The sequence below is a fragment of the Methylovorus glucosotrophus genome (assembly GCF_009858335.1).
GTDB classification, from domain to species: domain Bacteria; phylum Pseudomonadota; class Gammaproteobacteria; order Burkholderiales; family Methylophilaceae; genus Methylovorus; species Methylovorus glucosotrophus.
In genome coordinates, this window is the sequence record NZ_VMSE01000001.1 from 969,752 (window position 1) to 986,631 (window position 16,880).

18 protein-coding genes are annotated in these 16,880 nt (G+C 57.6%); 4 read left to right on the plus strand and 14 right to left on the minus strand.

Going from position 1 to position 16,880, the window contains the following annotated elements:
• Positions 1–2: 2 nt before the first annotated feature.
• The 10 genes from FNL37_RS04545 to FNL37_RS04590 form a co-directional block, all read right to left on the minus strand.
• The gene (locus FNL37_RS04545) at positions 3–1,088 is read right to left on the minus strand and encodes an efflux RND transporter periplasmic adaptor subunit (RefSeq protein ID WP_159355284.1); all 1,086 of its coding nucleotides are present in this window, start codon (positions 1,086–1,088) and stop codon (positions 3–5) included.
• Positions 1,085–2,533 (minus strand): efflux transporter outer membrane subunit, encoded by a 1,449-nt coding sequence (locus FNL37_RS04550; RefSeq protein WP_159355285.1) that lies wholly within the window; start codon positions 2,531–2,533, stop codon positions 1,085–1,087. The genes FNL37_RS04545 and FNL37_RS04550 overlap by 4 nt, the downstream gene beginning before the upstream one ends.
• A complete protein-coding gene (locus FNL37_RS04555; RefSeq protein ID WP_159355286.1) occupies positions 2,530–3,207 on the minus strand; it encodes a CerR family C-terminal domain-containing protein in 678 nt (225 codons plus the stop codon). Before FNL37_RS04555 ends, FNL37_RS04550 begins: the two co-directional genes overlap by 4 nt.
• Positions 3,208–3,608: 401 nt before the next feature.
• Positions 3,609–4,016, minus strand: a complete 408-nt coding sequence (locus FNL37_RS04560) for a hypothetical protein (protein WP_159355287.1) — start codon at positions 4,014–4,016, stop codon at positions 3,609–3,611.
• 437 nt (positions 4,017–4,453) lie between these two features.
• Positions 4,454–4,891, minus strand: coding sequence for a DUF2214 family protein (locus FNL37_RS04565; protein ID WP_159355288.1), 438 nt, complete (start codon positions 4,889–4,891; stop codon positions 4,454–4,456).
• Between the two features lie 121 nt (positions 4,892–5,012).
• Positions 5,013–5,459 carry a hypothetical protein gene (locus FNL37_RS04570; RefSeq protein ID WP_159355289.1) on the minus strand — a complete coding sequence of 149 codons (447 nt, stop codon included), beginning with the start codon at positions 5,457–5,459 and terminating at the stop codon, positions 5,013–5,015.
• 29 nt (positions 5,460–5,488) lie between these two features.
• Positions 5,489–6,136, minus strand: a complete 648-nt coding sequence (tmpT, locus tag FNL37_RS04575) for a thiopurine S-methyltransferase (protein ID WP_159355290.1) — start codon at positions 6,134–6,136, stop codon at positions 5,489–5,491.
• Between the two features lie 41 nt (positions 6,137–6,177).
• Entirely contained in the window at positions 6,178–6,519 is a 342-nt protein-coding gene (locus FNL37_RS04580) for a zinc ribbon domain-containing protein YjdM (RefSeq protein WP_159355291.1), read from the minus strand.
• Positions 6,520–6,634: 115 nt separating this feature from the next.
• Complete coding sequence (locus FNL37_RS04585) at positions 6,635–8,284, minus strand: electron transfer flavoprotein-ubiquinone oxidoreductase (protein WP_159355292.1); 1,650 nt, start codon at positions 8,282–8,284, stop codon at positions 6,635–6,637.
• Positions 8,285–8,322: 38 nt separating this feature from the next.
• Positions 8,323–9,249 (minus strand): LysR family transcriptional regulator, encoded by a 927-nt coding sequence (locus tag FNL37_RS04590; RefSeq protein ID WP_013442720.1) that lies wholly within the window; start codon positions 9,247–9,249, stop codon positions 8,323–8,325.
• A gap of 95 nt (positions 9,250–9,344) precedes the next feature.
• Between FNL37_RS04590 and FNL37_RS04595 the strand changes: the two genes are divergently transcribed.
• The 3 genes from FNL37_RS04595 to FNL37_RS04605 are packed head-to-tail and all read left to right on the plus strand — an operon-like array spanning position 9,345 to position 11,830.
• Positions 9,345–10,094 (plus strand): electron transfer flavoprotein subunit beta/FixA family protein, encoded by a 750-nt coding sequence (locus tag FNL37_RS04595; RefSeq protein WP_159355293.1) that lies wholly within the window; start codon positions 9,345–9,347, stop codon positions 10,092–10,094.
• Complete coding sequence (locus tag FNL37_RS04600; RefSeq protein ID WP_159355294.1) at positions 10,091–11,017, plus strand: electron transfer flavoprotein subunit alpha/FixB family protein; 927 nt, start codon at positions 10,091–10,093, stop codon at positions 11,015–11,017. Before FNL37_RS04595 ends, FNL37_RS04600 begins: the two co-directional genes overlap by 4 nt.
• Before the next feature lie 36 nt (positions 11,018–11,053).
• Positions 11,054–11,830 (plus strand): ferredoxin--NADP reductase, encoded by a 777-nt coding sequence (locus FNL37_RS04605; protein ID WP_159355295.1) that lies wholly within the window; start codon positions 11,054–11,056, stop codon positions 11,828–11,830.
• 115 nt (positions 11,831–11,945) lie between these two features.
• Here FNL37_RS04605 and ribA read toward each other — a convergent pair whose 3' ends face one another.
• From ribA to ftsY, 4 genes are read right to left on the minus strand one after another with little or no spacing between them, the layout of a single operon-like run.
• The gene (ribA, locus tag FNL37_RS04610; RefSeq protein WP_013442716.1) at positions 11,946–12,548 is read right to left on the minus strand and encodes a GTP cyclohydrolase II; all 603 of its coding nucleotides are present in this window, start codon (positions 12,546–12,548) and stop codon (positions 11,946–11,948) included.
• Between the two features lie 20 nt (positions 12,549–12,568).
• Entirely contained in the window at positions 12,569–13,471 is a 903-nt protein-coding gene (ftsX, locus tag FNL37_RS04615) for a permease-like cell division protein FtsX (protein ID WP_013442715.1), read from the minus strand.
• A complete protein-coding gene (gene ftsE / locus FNL37_RS04620; protein WP_159355296.1) occupies positions 13,468–14,121 on the minus strand; it encodes a cell division ATP-binding protein FtsE in 654 nt (217 codons plus the stop codon). Before ftsE ends, ftsX begins: the two co-directional genes overlap by 4 nt.
• Before the next feature lie 33 nt (positions 14,122–14,154).
• On the minus strand, positions 14,155–15,180 hold the full coding sequence (gene ftsY, locus FNL37_RS04625; RefSeq protein ID WP_015830528.1) for a signal recognition particle-docking protein FtsY: 1,026 nt from the start codon (positions 15,178–15,180) through the stop codon (positions 14,155–14,157).
• A 306-nt stretch (positions 15,181–15,486) separates the two neighbouring features.
• Here ftsY and FNL37_RS04630 point away from each other — a divergent pair, with 306 nt between their 5' ends.
• Complete coding sequence (locus tag FNL37_RS04630; protein ID WP_015830527.1) at positions 15,487–16,836, plus strand: M16 family metallopeptidase; 1,350 nt, start codon at positions 15,487–15,489, stop codon at positions 16,834–16,836.
• Positions 16,837–16,880 lie beyond the last annotated feature (44 nt).

A 16,880-nucleotide genomic window follows, 5' to 3' on the forward strand; every position in this document is an offset into this window, starting at 1 on the left:
CGTTATTGCGCTACGCGCACTATGTCGCCATCGATCAGGAAGCCCACGCCGCTTTCCACATAGCGGGCCTTGGGGTCTATGCCTTCGCGAATGATGATACGGTCACCGACATGGCCGCCGCTGACGACCTTGCGGCGCTCCACATGCTGCTGGTCACTTAGCGTGAACACATACTCATAGCCATCGCGGTTGAGCACGGCGCTGCTGGGCAGGCTGAGCCCACGCTGCTCACCGACGGCAAAGCTGCCGCGCGCAAACATGCCGCTCTTGAGCGGGCCATCCACGCCTTGCGGAATATCCACATACACCAGGGTGTTGCGGGTGTCCTGGTTCATGGTGGGGGCAATCACACGCACCTTGCCTGTTACCTGGGCCTGGCTGCCAGTTGGCGTCAGGGTTACGGCCTGGCCAGGTTTGACGCTGGCAAGCTCAGTGGCGCCGACTTCACCGCGCCATTCCAGCCTGTCCTGCATCACCAGGCGAAACAGCTCTTCCCCGGCGTTGACCACGCTGCCCACGGTGGCCGTGCGGCTGCTGATGGTGCCAAACTCGGGCGCCACGATACGGGTGCGGCGTAGCCGCAGGCGCTGGCTTTCCAGCGCGGCCACGGCAGACTCAAACTTGGCCTTGGCGGTTTGTTCCGTGGTGAGGTATTGCACGATCTGCTGCTCGCTGAGGGCGCCTTTGGCCAGCCCTTTTACCCGGTTGGCATCCAGCTCGGCCTGACGCAGATTGGCTTCGGCTTCGAGTGCGTCCGCTTCTTTCTGGGCGAGGTCAGCCTTGACCGTTTCATCGTCAAACTCGGCCAGCAGCTGGCCTTTTTTGACTTTGTTGCCAACATTGACGTACACCGCTTTCAGCCGCAAACCGCTGACTTCGTTACCGATAATGGCTTCCTGCCAGGCCAGGATGTTGCCATTGGCGGTGATGCTGGTGGCGGCTGCCGTTTCCTGCGGACTGACCAGTCGTACGGTGAGCGCGGGTTTGGTTTCACCGGCCTCCGAGCCGGATTTGCTAGGGTGGCAGGCCGTCAGCAAGGCAGTGGTCAGCAACAGGGCCAGGGAAACGTAAGGAGCGCGGTTTTTCATGGTTGTTTCTCGGTGGAATCGGGAGTGTTGGCGGCAAGTGGGGTATCAGCACCTTGCCAGCCACCACCCACGGCAATGTAGAGTTCAATCAGGGTGGTAATGCGGTTCTGGTTCAGCTGGGTGAGCGCATAGTCGGCTTCCAGCGCATTGCGCCGCGTGGTTTCGAGGTCGATGGCATTATCAAACCCCGCTTCATAACGCTGGCTGATGGCCTGCAAGGCTTGCGCGTAATTGTCGGCGGCCTGCTGCAGGCTGGGCTGGCGTGCGTTATAGCTTTGCAGCGTCAGCAGTTTCTGCTCGACTTCCTTGATGGCGGTGCGCGCCTTGCTGCGGTAATTGCTGTCCGCAGCACGCAGGCTTTCCCAGGCGGCGGAGACATTGGCCTTGCGCTGCCCCATGTCAAACAGCGGAATATCAATGGTGGGGCCGAAAGACCAGGTCAGGGCATTATTGGTGACGCCGGAATTGAGGTAGCGTACCGGCGTGATATTACCGCTGAGGGTGATCTTGGGGTACCTGTCGGCCTCCTTGACGCCTACCTGAGCCGTAGCGGCGGCCAGGTCACGTTCCGCGGCCAGCAGGTCGGGGCGTTGCTCCAGCAGCACAGCCGGTACCGAGGGCACGTCAAAGCTGCCGGGTTGCAGCACGGTAAAGTCGCGCGGCGCCAGGCGTTCGCGCAGCTGTGGCTCGGCCATGCCAGTCAGCGCCACCATGGCCTTGATCTGCAATTCGCATTGCATCTGCTGGTCATTGAGGTCACTGGCGGCCTGGGCCTGCGTGGCTTGCGCCAGCGCATTGTCAGAGTCGGACTTGAAGCCATGGGCAGCAGCCGAGGCCGTCAACTCTGCACTGCGGGTCTTGGATTCCAGATAGCGCTCGTACAGCCGCACCTTCTGCTGACAGAAGCGGTAGTCGTTATAGGCCTTGGCACTCTCCGCGGCAACGGACAGCCGCGCATCCTGCAGCAGATTGCGTTTGGCATCGTAATCGGCCATTGAGGATTCGCGTTCGCGGCGCAAGCCACCAAACAGGTCGATCTCCCACGAGGTATCAAAGCTGATCTGCTGCTGCGTGAGCAGGGTAGGATCGCCGCCGAAGGAGAAAGCCTTGCGGCTGATCGATGGCGTGGCACTCAGGCCATCAAACCCCATGGCACGCGCCGCCACCAGATTGGCACGGGCAGACGCGATATTCTTGTAGGCATCGGCCACACTGGCGCTATTGCGCTCGGCAGCGGTGATGATCTCCAGCAGCACATTGTCATTGAATTGCCGCCACCAGTCCGCGGTCTGGGCGGCTGGCACGGGAGTCTGTACCTGCCAGGTATCGGGCGTCACCGTCTTGGGTTTCTGGTAATCGGGCCCCACCATGGGCCAGCCCTGGCAGCCTGCCAGCAAGCTCGCCATGAGCGCCGACAGGAGAATCTTGCGTGATGTCGTGCTCATGATGCTTGCTCCCCGGCGCCCGCGCGGCGCGCTTTTTCGTCCAGCACCATGGCCAGCGCATAGCGGCCATAGCGTTCTGCCATGCGGTCCAGCGCGGCATGGTTTTCCACTAGCTGTGGCGACATATGGCGAATGACCTTCTGCCCGATATACATATGTACGGCCATGCCAAAACAAGCCATCACCAGGCTGCGAATCTCATCATCCGGCTCTTTTACGTCCAAGTGCTGGCAGAGCAGCTTCGCCATGGCGAGATGATGTGGCTTCACTTCGCATTCTATTTCCTGCTCCCACACGCCGGTTGGCTCCAGCATCTCGCGGTGGCGGAGTTTCACCACATCGTGCACCACATCGCCCATTTTCAGGGGCTGGAAGAACTCCACAAAGAACTGCTGCAAGGCGCTGGCCAGGGACAGGCCAGGGGCGGCAAAGGCAAATTCGCAGGGACGTGCAATCAGATCCGGCATGGAAAACACCGTGCGATACAAACCCGCTTTATCCGTGAAGTAATAGCTGATGGCAGATACATTGACTTGGGCAGCCTGCGCAATCTGCCGCACGCTGGTTTTGGCATAGCCTTTTTCAGCGAACAGCTTGAGGGCGCAGAGCAGGATTTTCTGCCGCGCTTCTGCACCGTCAGTGCGGCTTGCTGTTTGAGGGGTGGGGGGTGACATGAGGCATCAACCAGACAATAGACGAGCTGGGATCATACATCAAACAAACGTTTGATCAATAAACTTTACAAAGATTTAAGTGACGACTTATGCAAGGTGGACTTTAAGCGTTAGCTACGGCAAAAAACCCCTGGTCGGGGTATCTCCCAGATGTTTTGGCGATGATTGTTATCAGGAAGCTTGCCGTGCGAACTTCGTTATCTGCACTGCATACAAGTGCAGACATGATAGAAAGTGGCCATGAGGGCACTACCACCGACCTGAAAAACTCTATCTGGAGGTGGTTACGGCCTTGTCGCAAAGATTGGCGTGAATGGATCGTTTAAAACGGGCTGCCAAATTGAGATGACTGCAGAGCGCCATGGGAGACAAGTGGACTTGTTGGCAAAGCGTGTTATGCCTTAAACATACACATCAATAGGGGGATTCTGGCTGCGGTCCACCTCTGCGCTGGTGGCTTTCTGCTTCAGCTCTTCGCGCATCTGATCCAGCAGCTTCTGCTTGTCTTCCGGGCTCATGGCCTCAAACTCTTCCTTGCTGATGCCGTGCGCGTTCATCCATGACCACTGCAGCTTTTCCGCGTACGACATCTTCATGTAATCCTGCAACTCCTGGGCGGGATCACTCTTGACCTGGCTGTTCTCCAGCGGTTTTTCGGAGGCCACCACGCTGCTGGTGGTCTGCTGGGTACTCTCTTCGGCAGTTTGCGTGCTCAGCTCCAGCGCTTTTGCCTGGCTGCTCTCCACGCGCGTGCGATAAGCCGCCGCTGCTCCCAGCGGCGTGGCAGTGATGAATGGGCTGATACTCATGCAGGACTCCCCGACTTCTTGTTATTGGTTGATCGCATACACCATGCGCCAGCCTTGCATCATAGTCAGCGAGGCGGTCGGGCAAAGGCTGAAACAGAACGGATTTTGGCGGTTTGTTTATGCGTATAGAGCCTGAGACCACGCAAGTGGCCGCGATGTGGGTATCTTCATCGCTTGATTAACTCCTGATAGTGATGGTGAAAACGTCATCGCCGTGGCCTGCAAATGCTGCGGTGCAGGCAAGCTGGCAAATCGAGGGTATATAGGCACGGAGCGTGCCATGTTTAAGCTTGTTTTAAATCAATAAGTTATTAATTTTTATGCAAAAATGACTTGCTGGTTGACCAGCAGGATGACGAATGGGTGTTGATGGGAAAGCAGGTTTTAGACGGGGCTGTAGCGGTGCCAGCCCCTCTTCAGGAAAAGCGACGGATGATTTATTGTGCCAGGCCTATCCCTCGCGCCATCAGCACCGCCAGCAATGGAATAATCAGCAGCAGCAACATTTCCAGGCGGATGACCATGATGATGCTTTTGGGCACGCTGATACTGGCCGCCGTGCTGTTTCGATGGCGCAACAGGAACAGCGTGGGGTGGATGGACAGCAGGCCGATCAGCACGAATAGCGTCACTTTGGCATGGAAGACGGGATTGGCAGTGTAAAACGCCGCGGGCTTGCCAACAGCAAAGGCGAGCAGCAAGCCTGTGATCAGAATCACGCCAGCGGATATGCCGTAAATCAGATCAATCAGGGCGACCTTTTTCAACGCTTCGGCGGACATGTCGGCCTTGAGCTGCATATGCTCGACCATGAGGGATGAAGCGAGCACCAGAATGCCGATGAAGTGCAGGTATTTGACGATGACGTAACTCATGCTGAAGGCCTTTTGCGTAAATGAATGTTGCGAAAAAATCAGGTGTCATTGATCTGAAGGTGATCGTACTGCGCAATGTGGCAGCTTAATGCAAACACCAGCGCGGATGATGGTTTTTACACTAGGGGCAATAACGATTGAGCAGGTCACTCATGGGGCTGCTTGCCGTGATGGCTGTGCCCATGATGGCGTTCTCTGCCTGCTCTGGGCCAGTCACTGGCACGCCCTTGACGGTATGCGGGCCTGACCATACTTCCCTGCCGGTCTGGTCAAAATAGCGATGCCATTCCGGCCACCATTCTTCTTCGCCACAGCTTAAAAACACGCGCATTTCGCTGGTGTAGTAGCGATAGGTTTTGCCTTCGATGGTCTCGGTCTGCGGCGCTTTGCACTCGGTGCGAAAGGTGATGCGCAGGTATTGATCCTTATCCAGCGTGACTTTTTCTACCATAGTGTTGCTGAAGACCTGGCAGCCATCCGGATTCTGGCCAAACGCCTGCCAGGCGGGTCCAGCGGCGAGAAGCAGGGGGCTGAAAAGACACAGGCAAAGCAGGGCAATGACGCGCATGACAGGTTTCCTGATACTGATAGGCAATTTTAAACGGGTGTCTGGCGGCTCAATCGCCAGACATGTTCCTGCGCCGGAACGCGGCCTTTGAAGCCACCGGCAACTTCCGGGCTTTCTAAAAGTTCAAGCGTGTACTGCGACTGGTAATGCTGTTTTACCTCGGCATCTTCTACGGAAAACGGCGGGCCGGATAATTGCGACTGCTCGTAAACGTAGCAGATGAGCAGTTGCGGCGCCGCGTGGCTGATGGCCGTCAGATGCGCGGCGTATTTCTCCCGCAGTGGCGCGGGCAGGGCAACCAGGGCAGCGCGGTCATAAATGGCATCTACCTGGCCCAGGATATCAGCCGTGACATCAAAAATATCCCCGACAAAAATATCGATATGCTCCGCGTGGTAGTGTCTGAGTTGGCCCCGCTGCGTGATTTCCGGGGTGAGCTTTAGCTCGGCGAATAATTGTGTGACAGCCAATTCACTCAACTCGGCCCCGGCCACGCGTAAGCCCTGATTCAGCAGCCAGTGAATATCCAGCGTTTTGCCACAGAGCGGGATAAACACGCGCGATTGCGGGGCCAGCGACAGGCTGGGCAAATGCTTTACCAGCAAGGCATTGGCGCTTGCTTCATGAAAGCCGATCTCGTTTCTTTCCCAGCGCTGATGCCAAAAGCTGGCTTCCATATCATCCCTTTGTGGTGGTGGCGGGTGTGATGGCCGCTTGATCAGGCCTTTTTAACAAATTCCGATTTCAGTTTCATGGCACCTACGCCATCAATCTTGCAGTCGATATTGTGGTCGCTATCGACCAGACGGATGTTCTTGACCTTGGTGCCGACCTTGACCACCAGTGAGGAGCCTTTGACTTTCAGGTCCTTGATCACGGTGACGGTATCGCCATCTGCCAGCAAATTGCCATTGGCATCATGCACGACCAGGCCATCGGCTGCGGTAGGGGCTGCCTCACCGGGCGTCCATTCATGGCCGCATTCCGGGCAGACCAGCATATTGCGGTCTTCATAGCCGTAGATGGAACTGCATTGGGGACAGGGAGGGATTTGACTCATGTTGGATCTCTTATCGTTTTGATTTTATGGGGTTGATGGTATGTGGCATCTATGCAGTCATTAGAGCGTGGACAGGGATGGCGCGGCATCACCGCCATCCCTGTTGCGAACATGCCTACATATTCACATAGTTGGGCCCGCCGCCGCCTTCCGGCGTTACCCACACGATATTCTGCGTCGGGTCCTTGATGTCGCAGGCTTTGCAATGGATGCAATTGGCGGCGTTGATCTGCAGGCGCGGATCGGTGTTTTCTTCCACGATCTCATACACCCCCGCCGGGCAATAGCGTTGCTCCGGGGCGTCGTATTTGGCGAGGTTCACGGTGATGGGCACCGAAGCATCTTTCAGCGTCAGGTGAACTTGCTGGTCTTCATCGTGCTGCACGTTGGAGAGGAAGATGGACGACAGGCGATCAAAGGTCAGCACGCCGTCGGGTTTCGGGTAGGCGATGCGCGTGGCCTGGTCTTTGGTTTGCAGGCATTCGTTGTCGGCCTTGCCGTGCTTGAGTGTCCATGGCGTGCGAATGCCAGCGCGGGCGAGCCACATTTCAAAGCCGCCATAAGCCGAGCCGAGCAGGCTGCCAAAGCGCGAGAGGGCAGGCTTGACGTTACGCACGGCGTCGAGGTCTTGCCAGATCCAGGAGGCGCGCAGTTTTTCCTGATAGCTGCTGAGAATGTCGTGCGAGCGTTCGCTGCCCAGGGCTTCAAATACGGATTCGGCGGCCAGCATGCCGGATTTCATGGCATTGTGGCTGCCCTTGATGCGGGGCACATTCACCAGGCCCGCTGCGCAGCCGATCAGCGCGCCACCGGGGAACACCAGCGTGGGCAGCGATTGCAGGCCACCTTCGTTGATGGTGCGTGCGCCATAGCTGATGCGCTTGGCGCCTGCCAGCATGGGGGCGATTTTCGGGTGCGTCTTGAAGCGCTGGAATTCCTCAAACGGGCTAAGGTACGGGTTGCTGTAATTCAGATGCACCACATAGCCGATGGCGGCGATATTGTCTTCGAGGTGATAGATGAAGGCGCCGCCACCAGTGTCGTTGTCCAGCGGCCAGCCTTGTGCGTGCATGACCAGCCCCGCCTTGTGCTGGCTGGGGTCAAGCTGCCATAGCTCCTTGAAGCCGATGCCGTACTTTTGCGGTTCGGCCTTGTCGCGCAGCTGAAATTGCTGCTCCAGCTTGCGGGTGAGCGAGCCGCGGGTGCCTTCGGCAATCAGGGTGTAGTGGGCATGCAACTCCATGCCGGGCGCGAAGCCAGGCTTTTCGGTGCCATCGCGTGCCACGCCCATGTCGCCGGTGACGACGCCCTTAAGCGCGCCGGATTCGTCATACAGGAGGTCGTAGCCGGTAAAGCCAGGGTAGATTTCCACGCCCAGCGCTTCGGCCTGCTCGCCCAGCCAGCGCGTGAGGTTACCCAGGCTGATGATGTAATTGCCGTGGTTGCTCATGAGCGGCGGCAGCAGTTTTTCCGGAATGGTAAAGCCGCCTTTTTCTGTCAGAAACAGAAAGTGATCTTCGCTCACAGGGGTGTGCAAGGGTGCGCCCAGGGCTTTCCAGTCGGGGAAGAGTTCATTCAATGCGATGGGGTCGATGACCGCGCCCGAAAGAATATGGGCGCCCACTTCGCTGCCTTTTTCCAGGATGCAGATACTGATTTCGCGTTCTTCGGCGGCGGCCAGTTGCTTGAGGCGGATGGCGGCAGAGAGCCCGGCCGGGCCTGCGCCAACAATCAGTACATCGTAATTCATGACATCGCGTTGCATGGTGGTCTTTCAGTTAAATCAGTATTTAAATCAAAATGCTATTTGATAATGGGTAAGGCAATCTGGTCGCTGCGCCCGGCATCCACGGTAAACGCCCGGCAGTAATCCAGAAAGGCGCGGATGCTGGCGGTGAGGTACTTTTTGCGGTGCCAGACAAACATGAACTGGCGACGCAGATCCAGCTCGGGCATCTCAATCGGCACCAGGCTGCCGCGCCGGAAGGCATCGCGCAGCGCCAGGCGCGAGATGCAGCCTATACCAAGGCCGGATTCCACCGCGCGTTTGATGGCTTCGGTATGTTCCAGCGTCAGGCGTATTTTAAGCCTAGATTGATGATGGCGCATCGCATGGTCAAAAGTTTCGCGGGTGCCGGAGCCCACTTCCCGCAAAATCCAGGTCTCTTCCAGCAGGTCTTCCAGGCTGACGCCGGGCTTGTTGGCCAAGGGGTGATCGGGGGCGCAGAACACCACCAGTTCGTCATCCAGCCACGGCTCCACGGCAAGGTCGGGGTGCTGGCAATTGCCTTCGATCAGCCCCAGATCGAGGTCGTAATTGGCGACTTGCTGCAAAATTGCATTGGTATTTTGTACGTGCAGCTCAATTTGGCACTCATCATGTTGTTTCATAAAGGAACCGATGAGCAGAGTTGCGATATAATTGCCGATTGTCAATGTGGCGCCCACCCTGAGCAGACCCAGTGTGGTCTTGCCTTGCAGAACATGTTCGATTTCCGAAGCCTGATCGAGCAATGCGGCCGCCATCGGCAAAAGGCTACGCCCCAGATCGTTCAGCTTGAGCAATTTGCCAAGACGATCAAAGAACTGGCAATCAAACTGGCGCTCCAACTCGGCCAAGGCCGTGCTGGCAGCCGATTGCGACAGCGATAGCGCCTCTGCCGCCCGGGAGACATTCTCCAGGCGCGCGATGGCGACAAATACTTCCAGTTGTCTCAGGGTATAGCGCATATAGGTTTTGCAGATATAGATTATTAATATAATCAATTTAATAGATATTTTAGTGTCGTTTAAAATACACGGCAATACAGTCCAGGAGTATGTGCATGAAAATTATGGTGGCAGTGAAGCACGTGGTGGATTACAACATCGTGCCTCGCGTCAAGCAGGATGGCTCCGACGTCGAGATCAGCGGCGTCAAGATGGGCATCAATCCCTTCGATGAAATCGCAGTGGAAGAAGCGCTGCGCCTCAAGGAAAAAGGCATCGCCACGGAAATCGTGGCCGTGTCCATCGGCGCTGAAAACAGCAAGGACACCTTGCGTCACGCGCTGGCGATGGGTGTGGACCGTGCCGTGCTGGTGCAAGCCGAAGGCAAGCTGCAGCCACTGGGTGTGGCCAAGCTGCTGAAGGCGGTGGCAGGTCGCGAGCAGCCTGACCTGATTCTGCTGGGCAAGCAGGCGATTGACGACGATGCCGGTCAGGCAGGCCAGATGCTGGCCGCCTTGCTCGGCGCGGGCCAAGGCCTATTTGCTTCTGAAATCAAGGTCAATGGCAACGAAATCGAAGTGAACCGTGAAGTGGATGGCGGTACCGAAACCGTCGCCTTGCAACTGCCCGCCATTGTGACGGCAGATTTGCGCCTCAATGAGCCGCGCTTTATCAAGCTGCCCAACATGATGATGGCCAAGAAAAAGCCGATTGACGTGATTGCAGGCACTGAGCTGGGCGTGGACTTTGCCTCGCACCTCAGCCTGCTGAATGTTGCCGAGCCTGCCCCGCGAAAGCCCGGTGTGATACTCAACAGTGTGGCTGAGCTGGTCGAAAAACTGCGTATTGAAAAGGTATTGGCATGAGCGTATTGATTTTGGCCGAACACGATGGCCAGCATATTAAGCAATCCACCCGTCAGGCCGTGACCGCAGCGGCGGCGTGGCAACACCCTATCCACCTGCTGGTGGCAGGTGCCGATGTATCGGCTGTGGCTGCAGAAGCGGCCACTATTGCCGGTGTGGCCAAGGTAATCAAGGTGGAAGCACCGCACCTGGTGCATCTGCTGGCGGAAGATGTGGCGGCTGCTGTGCAACAGATCGCCGCTGAGTATCAGGTGATCGTGGCTGCGCACAGCACGCTGGGCAAAGGCGTGCTGCCACGTGTAGCGGCGCTGCTGGATGTGGGCATGGTGTCGGACGTGGTCGAGATTCAGGCGCCTGCTACCTATGTGCGCCCGATCTATGCCGGCAATATTCTGGCAACCGTGCAAAGCAGCGATGCTGTGCAGGTTGTCACCGTACGCGCGACCTCGTTTGAGGCTGCTGCAAATGGTGCCAATGCGGAAATTACCAGCGCTGCTGCGCCGGCCGCATTTGCCAAGGTGCGCTGGGTGAGCGAGCAACGCAACCTGTCGGACCGTCCCGAGTTAGCCACGGCAAACGTGGTGATTTCCGGTGGCCGTAGCCTGGGTGAGCAGTTCAACACCCTGCTGGAACCAGTGGCCCACAAGCTGAATGCCGCCATTGGTGCCACCCGCGCCTGCGTGGATGCCGGCTTTGCCCCCAACGACCTCCAGGTTGGGCAGACCGGTACCGTGGTTGCGCCTGAGCTGTATATTGCGGTCGGTATTTCCGGCGCCATGCAGCATCTGGCCGGTATCAAGGATAGCAAGGTGATCGTCGCCATTAACCACGATCCCGATGCCCCGATCTTCAAGCATGCGGATTACGGCCTCGTGGCCGACCTGTTCAAGGCCCTGCCTGAACTCAATGCCGCCCTTGGCTGATCGCTAATCAATTAACCATTTGAAAGATAAAGAACTATGAGCGCGTTTAATACCGAAAAAGTGTTGTCGGTAAAGCATTGGAATGACAGTCTGTTTTCGTTCACCACCACGCGTGACGCTGGCCTGCGTTTTGAAAACGGCCAGTTCGTCATGATCGGCCTGCAAGTGGATGGCAAGCCGCTGATGCGTGCCTACAGTATCGCCAGCGCCAACTACGCCGAAGACCTCGAATTCTTCAGCATCAAGGTGCCGAACGGTCCGCTGACCTCGCGCCTGCAACACCTGAAAGTCGGTGATGACATCCTGGTTGGCCGCAAGCCTACCGGCACGCTGCTGTTGTCTGACCTCAAGCCCGGCAAGAACCTCTACCTGTTGTCCACCGGTACTGGTCTCGCCCCCTTCATCTGCCTGATCCAGGATCCTGAAATCTACGAGAAGTTTGAAAAAGTGATTCTGGTACACGGTGTACGCCGCGTGAATGACCTGGCCTACGAAGACTTCATCACCAAGGAATTGCCAGAAAACGAATACTTCGGTGAGCAGGTCAAGAACCAGCTGATCTACTACCCCACCGTGACGCGCGAGCCTTTCCGCAACGAAGGCCGCCTGACCGACCTGATGGAAAACGGCAAGCTGTTTGCCGATATCGGTCTGCCACCGCTGAACCCGGAAACCGACCGCGCCATGCTGTGCGGCAGCCCGCAAATGCTGGAAGACACCTGCCGCATTCTGGATGCCGCTGGCTTGCAGGTTTCCAAGCGTATTGGCGATCTGGGCGACTACGTGATTGAGCGTGCGTTTGCCGAGAAGTAAGCTGCAACCAGTACTGACTTCCGTGAGCTGGCAATCTCAGTAAGCGGACAAGAATAAAAAAACAGGCCTTCAAGGCCTGTTTTTTTATGTCTGTATGCACAAGCTAATGCGACTACTAAAGATAGTGCCCCAGCTTGGTCCGCTTGGTTTGCAGGTATTCGGCGTTATTCTGGTTGGGGGTGATCAGCAGCGGTACGCGACGGCTGACGGAAATGCCTGCTGCCTGCAGGCGGGTGACTTTTTCAGGGTTGTTGGTCAGCAGCTGGATGCGTTGCAGCCCGAGGTCGCGCAGCATGGCGGCGGCCAGTTCGTAGCTGCGGGCATCAATCGGCAGGCCTTGTTCCAGATTGGCTTGTACCGTATCGCGGCCCTGGTCTTGCAGCGCATAAGCCTTGATTTTATGGGCAAGACCTATGCCACGGCCTTCGTGTCCGCGCAGGTAGAGAATCACGCCGCAGCCGGCTTTTGAAATGGTTTCTTGCGACTTGGCGAGTTGTTCGCCGCAATCGCAACGTCTGGATCCCAGGACATCGCCGGTCAGGCATTCGGAGTGCAGACGTACCAGCACTTCTTCCTGGCCTGGCTTCAGCTCGCCAGCGACAAGGGCCACCTGGTCTTGCAGGCCTTGCGGATCATTGTCTGATCGATAGATATGTAAGGTGAAATCCCCATGCGAGGTGGGCATGCGGGAGGTGGCGATTTTCTTGACGGTTTGCATAATGAAAAAAAGATGGGGGCTCAGCGGCTGGATTCAAGCTTGGCAAGCGAGCGACCGACGGCGACATAGGACCCGAGCCAGCCCAGGGCGACCGGGATCAGGACAATGGCCAGGCAGACAAACGGCTGTGGCATGCCGAGATGGAAATCACTGGCATACAGGGCGGCGATGTCGGCAATCGAATAATTGAACAGCTGAATCACGCCCGCCAGCAGCAGCAGGGCGGCAATGCCGCCGCCAAGGCCATAGACCATGCCTGCATACAGGAACGGGCGACGGATGAATCGATTGGTGGCGCCGATCAGCTTGCTGACTTCGATCTCCTCGCGCTGCGTGACCACTTGCAGGCGGATGGTGTTGCCGATGATGGCGAGCAGGGCAAAGCCGAGCAAGCCCACCAGCACCAGCAAAGCCTTCTTGCTCAGCTCCAGGATCGCGTACAGGCGCTTGATCCAGGTGGCATCCATCTGCGCCAGTTCTACACCGGGCTGCTTTTGTATGCGGGATTGCAGGGCCTCGATTGCGGCCGGATCATGGTTGCGCGGAGCGACCTGGAATGCATCAGGCAGGGGATTCTTCTCCAGATTGATGGCGCCAGCTGTTTCCTGCTGCAGTTGTTTCCAGGCGGCATCCTTGCTGATGAACGTAACGCGGGCAACATCCTTCTGTTGGGTGAGCCATTGCTGCAGGCGTGTAACGCTGCCCGGCTCGGCATCCAGTTTCATGAAGACGCTGATTTGCGGTTCGGTGCTGATATTGCCGGTCAGGCGGTTCAGGTTATCCACGATGACAAACAGGATGGCGGGCAGGCATACGGTCACGCCCATCACGCACCACATCACCAGCGTGGCGAGCAGGCGGTGACGCATGCGACCAAATACCAGGCGCAAAGCCTGCGTGTGCTGATTTATCCAATGTTTCATGCTGTCAGGGTTCCTTGCTCCAGGCGCAGCACCCGTGCCCCTGAGTTCGCGATTTCATGCTGGTCATGCGTGGCGACAATAACGGTGACGCCCACTTGCTGAAAAGCGTAGAAGATCGCCATGATTTCTTCGGCATAGCCTTCATCCAGGTTGCCGGTCGGTTCATCTGCAATCAGGATGGACGGCCGACTGACCACGGCACGGGCAATCGCCAGCCGCTGCTGTTCGCCACCTGACAGGGTGATGGGCATGGCTTTTTCCTTGCCGAGCAGGCCGACTTTGTCCAGCGCGGCGCGTATGCGCTTGCCGGCTTCATGACCGGTAATGCCATTGATATAAAGCGGCAAGGCGACATTTTCAAAGCAGTTGCGGTCGTAAAGCAGCTTGTGATCCTGAAACACCAGGCCGAATTTGCGGCGCAAAAAGGGCAGTGCCGCGGCACGCAGCTTGCTGACATTCTGGTTGCCGATCAGGACGGTGCCTGAGGTTGGCCGTTCGGTGGCGGCGATCAGCTTTAGTAATGTACTTTTACCGGCACCTGACGCTCCCGCAACAAATACCAGTTCGCCTGGTTCAATACTGAAACTGACATTGCGCAGGATTTGCTCACTGCCGGGGTAGCGTTTGCTGACCTGGTCAAATTTAATCATCTCGGCTCCTGCGCAGCGTGTATGAAAAGCCCATCACGAAAACAGCGCATCTACAAATTCCTCTGCCTTGAACGGCCGCAGGTCGGCAATGCTTTCGCCCACGCCGATATAACGGATGGGGATGGGCCGCGCCTGGGCAATCGCCGCGATCACACCGCCCTTGGCCGTGCCATCCAGCTTGCTCAGCACCAGGCCGGTCACGCCCAGGGCATCATCAAACGCCTTGACCTGGCTGATGGCGTTCTGGCCGGTATTGGCATCCAGCACCAGCAGGATTTCATGCGGCGCGCCCGGCAATGCCTTGCCGATCACACGCTGCACCTTGCGAATTTCTTCCATCAGGTTGAGCTGGGTTGGCAGGCGGCCGGCGGTGTCGGCCAGCACGATATCAATATTGCGTGCCTTGGCGGAGTTCACTGCATCAAAAATCACGGCAGCCGGATCGCCACTTTCCTGGGCAACCACATGCACATTGTTGCGATCACCCCAGGCTTGCAATTGCTCGCGAGCGGCGGCACGGAAGGTATCGCCGGCGGCGATCAGCACGGATTTGCCTTGCGCCTGAAACAGATTGGCCAGCTTGCCGATGCTGGTGGTTTTGCCAGCCCCATTGACGCCGGCCAGCATGATGACAAACGGCTGGTGGGTGGTGGTTACCAGCGGTTTTTCCAGCGGGGCCAGCAGCTCTAGCAGGGCATCTTTCAGGGCCTGTTTCAGCTGGGTGGTGTCGCTCAGGCTCTGGCGTTTTACGCGCTGGCGTATCTGTTCCAGCAGCGCTTGCGTGGCGGCGACGCCAACATCGGAGGTGAGCAGGATGGTTTCCAGCTCTTCGTATACATCTTCATCGATCTTGCCGCCACCGAACAGGCTGGCCAGCTGATTGCCCAGCTGGCTGCGTGTTTTTGCCAGGCCGTTTTTCAGACGCTCAGTCCAGCTCAGCTTGTTTTCAGCGGCAGATTCCGTGGGGGCTGGAGCGGCGGGAGTCTCGGGCGCAGGGGTGCTGGCTGGCACATCTGGCGTGGGAGGGGGTGTCTTGTCTTTTTTGAAAAAATCGAACATACGCTTCAACTAGAATTTCGCCTTATTTTAGTCGTATTCGGCCGCCCATGCACGAATCTATTCACGCCATCGCACCGCGAAACTAAGTGATTGGTCATGGGTCAGACGCCTGTACGTTGCATAGCCCACGGCACTGCTGGCTTGAAAGTTGATCGGGCCGTCAGGCGCCTTGGCTATAATGATGCTGAAGAGCAAGGAACGTTACCGCGCGAGGGGATGCTGCCAGGCATGCACCGCGGGGTGTGGTTGCTGCTCTAATCAAAGGAGAACAATAAGGTGTTGAGTCGCAAATTAGTCAGGATCGTCATGCTGCTGGGCCTGGTGCCCAGTGTCACATTACCCGGCGTAGCCGCCGCAGAAACCCAGGAATTCAAGCTCAGCAATGGCCTGCGTCTGATCGTGCAGGAAGATCATCGCTCCCCGGTCGTGGTGTCGCAGGTGTGGTATCGCGCTGGCAGTATTGATGAAGTGAACGGCAAGACCGGCGTGGCCCACTTGCTGGAACACATGATGTTCAAAGGCACCAAGAACGTAAAGCCAGGCCAGTTCTCCCGCCTGGTGGCCGCAGCCGGTGGCCGTGAAAATGCCTTTACCAGCCGCGATTACACCGCCTATTACCAGCAGCTGGAAAAATCCAAGCTGCCACTGTCATTCAAGCTTGAATCCGACCGCATGGCCAATCTGCAATTGACCAAGGAAGAGTTCTCCAAGGAAATCAAGGTGGTGATGGAAGAGCGCCGCTGGCGCACGGAAGACAAGCCGCAATCCACCGTGGCGGAGCAATATCAGTCTGTGGTGTTTCAGGCGCACCCCTATGCCCGCCCGGTGGTGGGCTGGATGAATGACCTCGAAAACATGACCGTGGAAGATGCACGCGAGTGGTACAACAACTGGTATGCCCCCAACAATGCGACCGTAGTCGTGGTCGGTGATGTGAAGGCACAGGAAGTCTACAAGCTGGCCCAGCAATATTTTGGCCCGCTGAAGCCGCGCAAATTGCCCGTGCGCAAGCCGCAGCTGGAACCCGCACAAAAAGGTGAGCGTCGTCTGATCGTCAAGGCGCCCGCCCGCTTGCCTTATGTGCTGATGGGCTACCATGTGCCGGCCCTGCGGGATCCGGTCAATGACTGGGAACCCTACGCGCTGGAGATACTGGCCGGTGTGCTGGATGGCAATGCCTCGGCCCGCCTGACGCAGAATCTGGTGCGCAACCAGCAGATCGCCGTGGATGTGGGCGCAGGCTATGACCTTACCCAGCGCGGTGCGACCAGCCTGTTTGAGCTGGATGGCTCGCCCAGTGAAGGCAAGACCGCCGCTGACATTGAGGCTGCGCTATTGCAGCAGATCGAGGATATCAAGCAATCCGGTGTCACCGAGGATGAGCTGAACCGCGTCAAGGCGCAGGTGATTGCGGCGGATGTGTACCAACGCGATTCCATGTTCAACCAGGCCATGCAGATTGGCCAGCTTGAAACCATCGGTTTCTCATGGCGCTTTCTCAAGGATTACCCCGAGAAGCTGAAGCAGGTGACACCGCAGCAGGTGCAGGAAGTGGCGCGCAAATATCTCACGCGTGACAACCTCACCGTGGCGACGCTGGATCCGCAGCCGATTGATCCTAACGCCAAGCCCAAGGGCCGGCCCAGCGATCATTAATCCCGGCAACCGGGCAGGGCCGAGCGTCTTGCCCAGACACTGAA

Coding starts and splice junctions, on each gene's coding strand:
- FNL37_RS04545 (WP_159355284.1), bottom strand. CDS start 1,088: ATGAAAAACCGCGCTCCTTACGTTTCCCTGGCCCTGTTGCTGACCACT.
- FNL37_RS04550 (WP_159355285.1), bottom strand. CDS start 2,533: ATGAGCACGACATCACGCAAGATTCTCCTGTCGGCGCTCATGGCGAGC.
- FNL37_RS04555 (WP_159355286.1), bottom strand. CDS start 3,207: ATGTCACCCCCCACCCCTCAAACAGCAAGCCGCACTGACGGTGCAGAA.
- FNL37_RS04560 (WP_159355287.1), bottom strand. CDS start 4,016: ATGAGTATCAGCCCATTCATCACTGCCACGCCGCTGGGAGCAGCGGCG.
- FNL37_RS04565 (WP_159355288.1), bottom strand. CDS start 4,891: ATGAGTTACGTCATCGTCAAATACCTGCACTTCATCGGCATTCTGGTG.
- FNL37_RS04570 (WP_159355289.1), bottom strand. CDS start 5,459: ATGCGCGTCATTGCCCTGCTTTGCCTGTGTCTTTTCAGCCCCCTGCTT.
- tmpT (WP_159355290.1), bottom strand. CDS start 6,136: ATGGAAGCCAGCTTTTGGCATCAGCGCTGGGAAAGAAACGAGATCGGC.
- FNL37_RS04580 (WP_159355291.1), bottom strand. CDS start 6,519: ATGAGTCAAATCCCTCCCTGTCCCCAATGCAGTTCCATCTACGGCTAT.
- FNL37_RS04585 (WP_159355292.1), bottom strand. CDS start 8,284: ATGCAACGCGATGTCATGAATTACGATGTACTGATTGTTGGCGCAGGC.
- FNL37_RS04590 (WP_013442720.1), bottom strand. CDS start 9,249: ATGCGCTATACCCTGAGACAACTGGAAGTATTTGTCGCCATCGCGCGC.
- FNL37_RS04595 (WP_159355293.1), top strand. CDS start 9,345: ATGAAAATTATGGTGGCAGTGAAGCACGTGGTGGATTACAACATCGTG.
- FNL37_RS04600 (WP_159355294.1), top strand. CDS start 10,091: ATGAGCGTATTGATTTTGGCCGAACACGATGGCCAGCATATTAAGCAA.
- FNL37_RS04605 (WP_159355295.1), top strand. CDS start 11,054: ATGAGCGCGTTTAATACCGAAAAAGTGTTGTCGGTAAAGCATTGGAAT.
- ribA (WP_013442716.1), bottom strand. CDS start 12,548: ATGCAAACCGTCAAGAAAATCGCCACCTCCCGCATGCCCACCTCGCAT.
- ftsX (WP_013442715.1), bottom strand. CDS start 13,471: ATGAAACATTGGATAAATCAGCACACGCAGGCTTTGCGCCTGGTATTT.
- ftsE (WP_159355296.1), bottom strand. CDS start 14,121: ATGATTAAATTTGACCAGGTCAGCAAACGCTACCCCGGCAGTGAGCAA.
- ftsY (WP_015830528.1), bottom strand. CDS start 15,180: ATGTTCGATTTTTTCAAAAAAGACAAGACACCCCCTCCCACGCCAGAT.
- FNL37_RS04630 (WP_015830527.1), top strand. CDS start 15,487: ATGCTGCTGGGCCTGGTGCCCAGTGTCACATTACCCGGCGTAGCCGCC.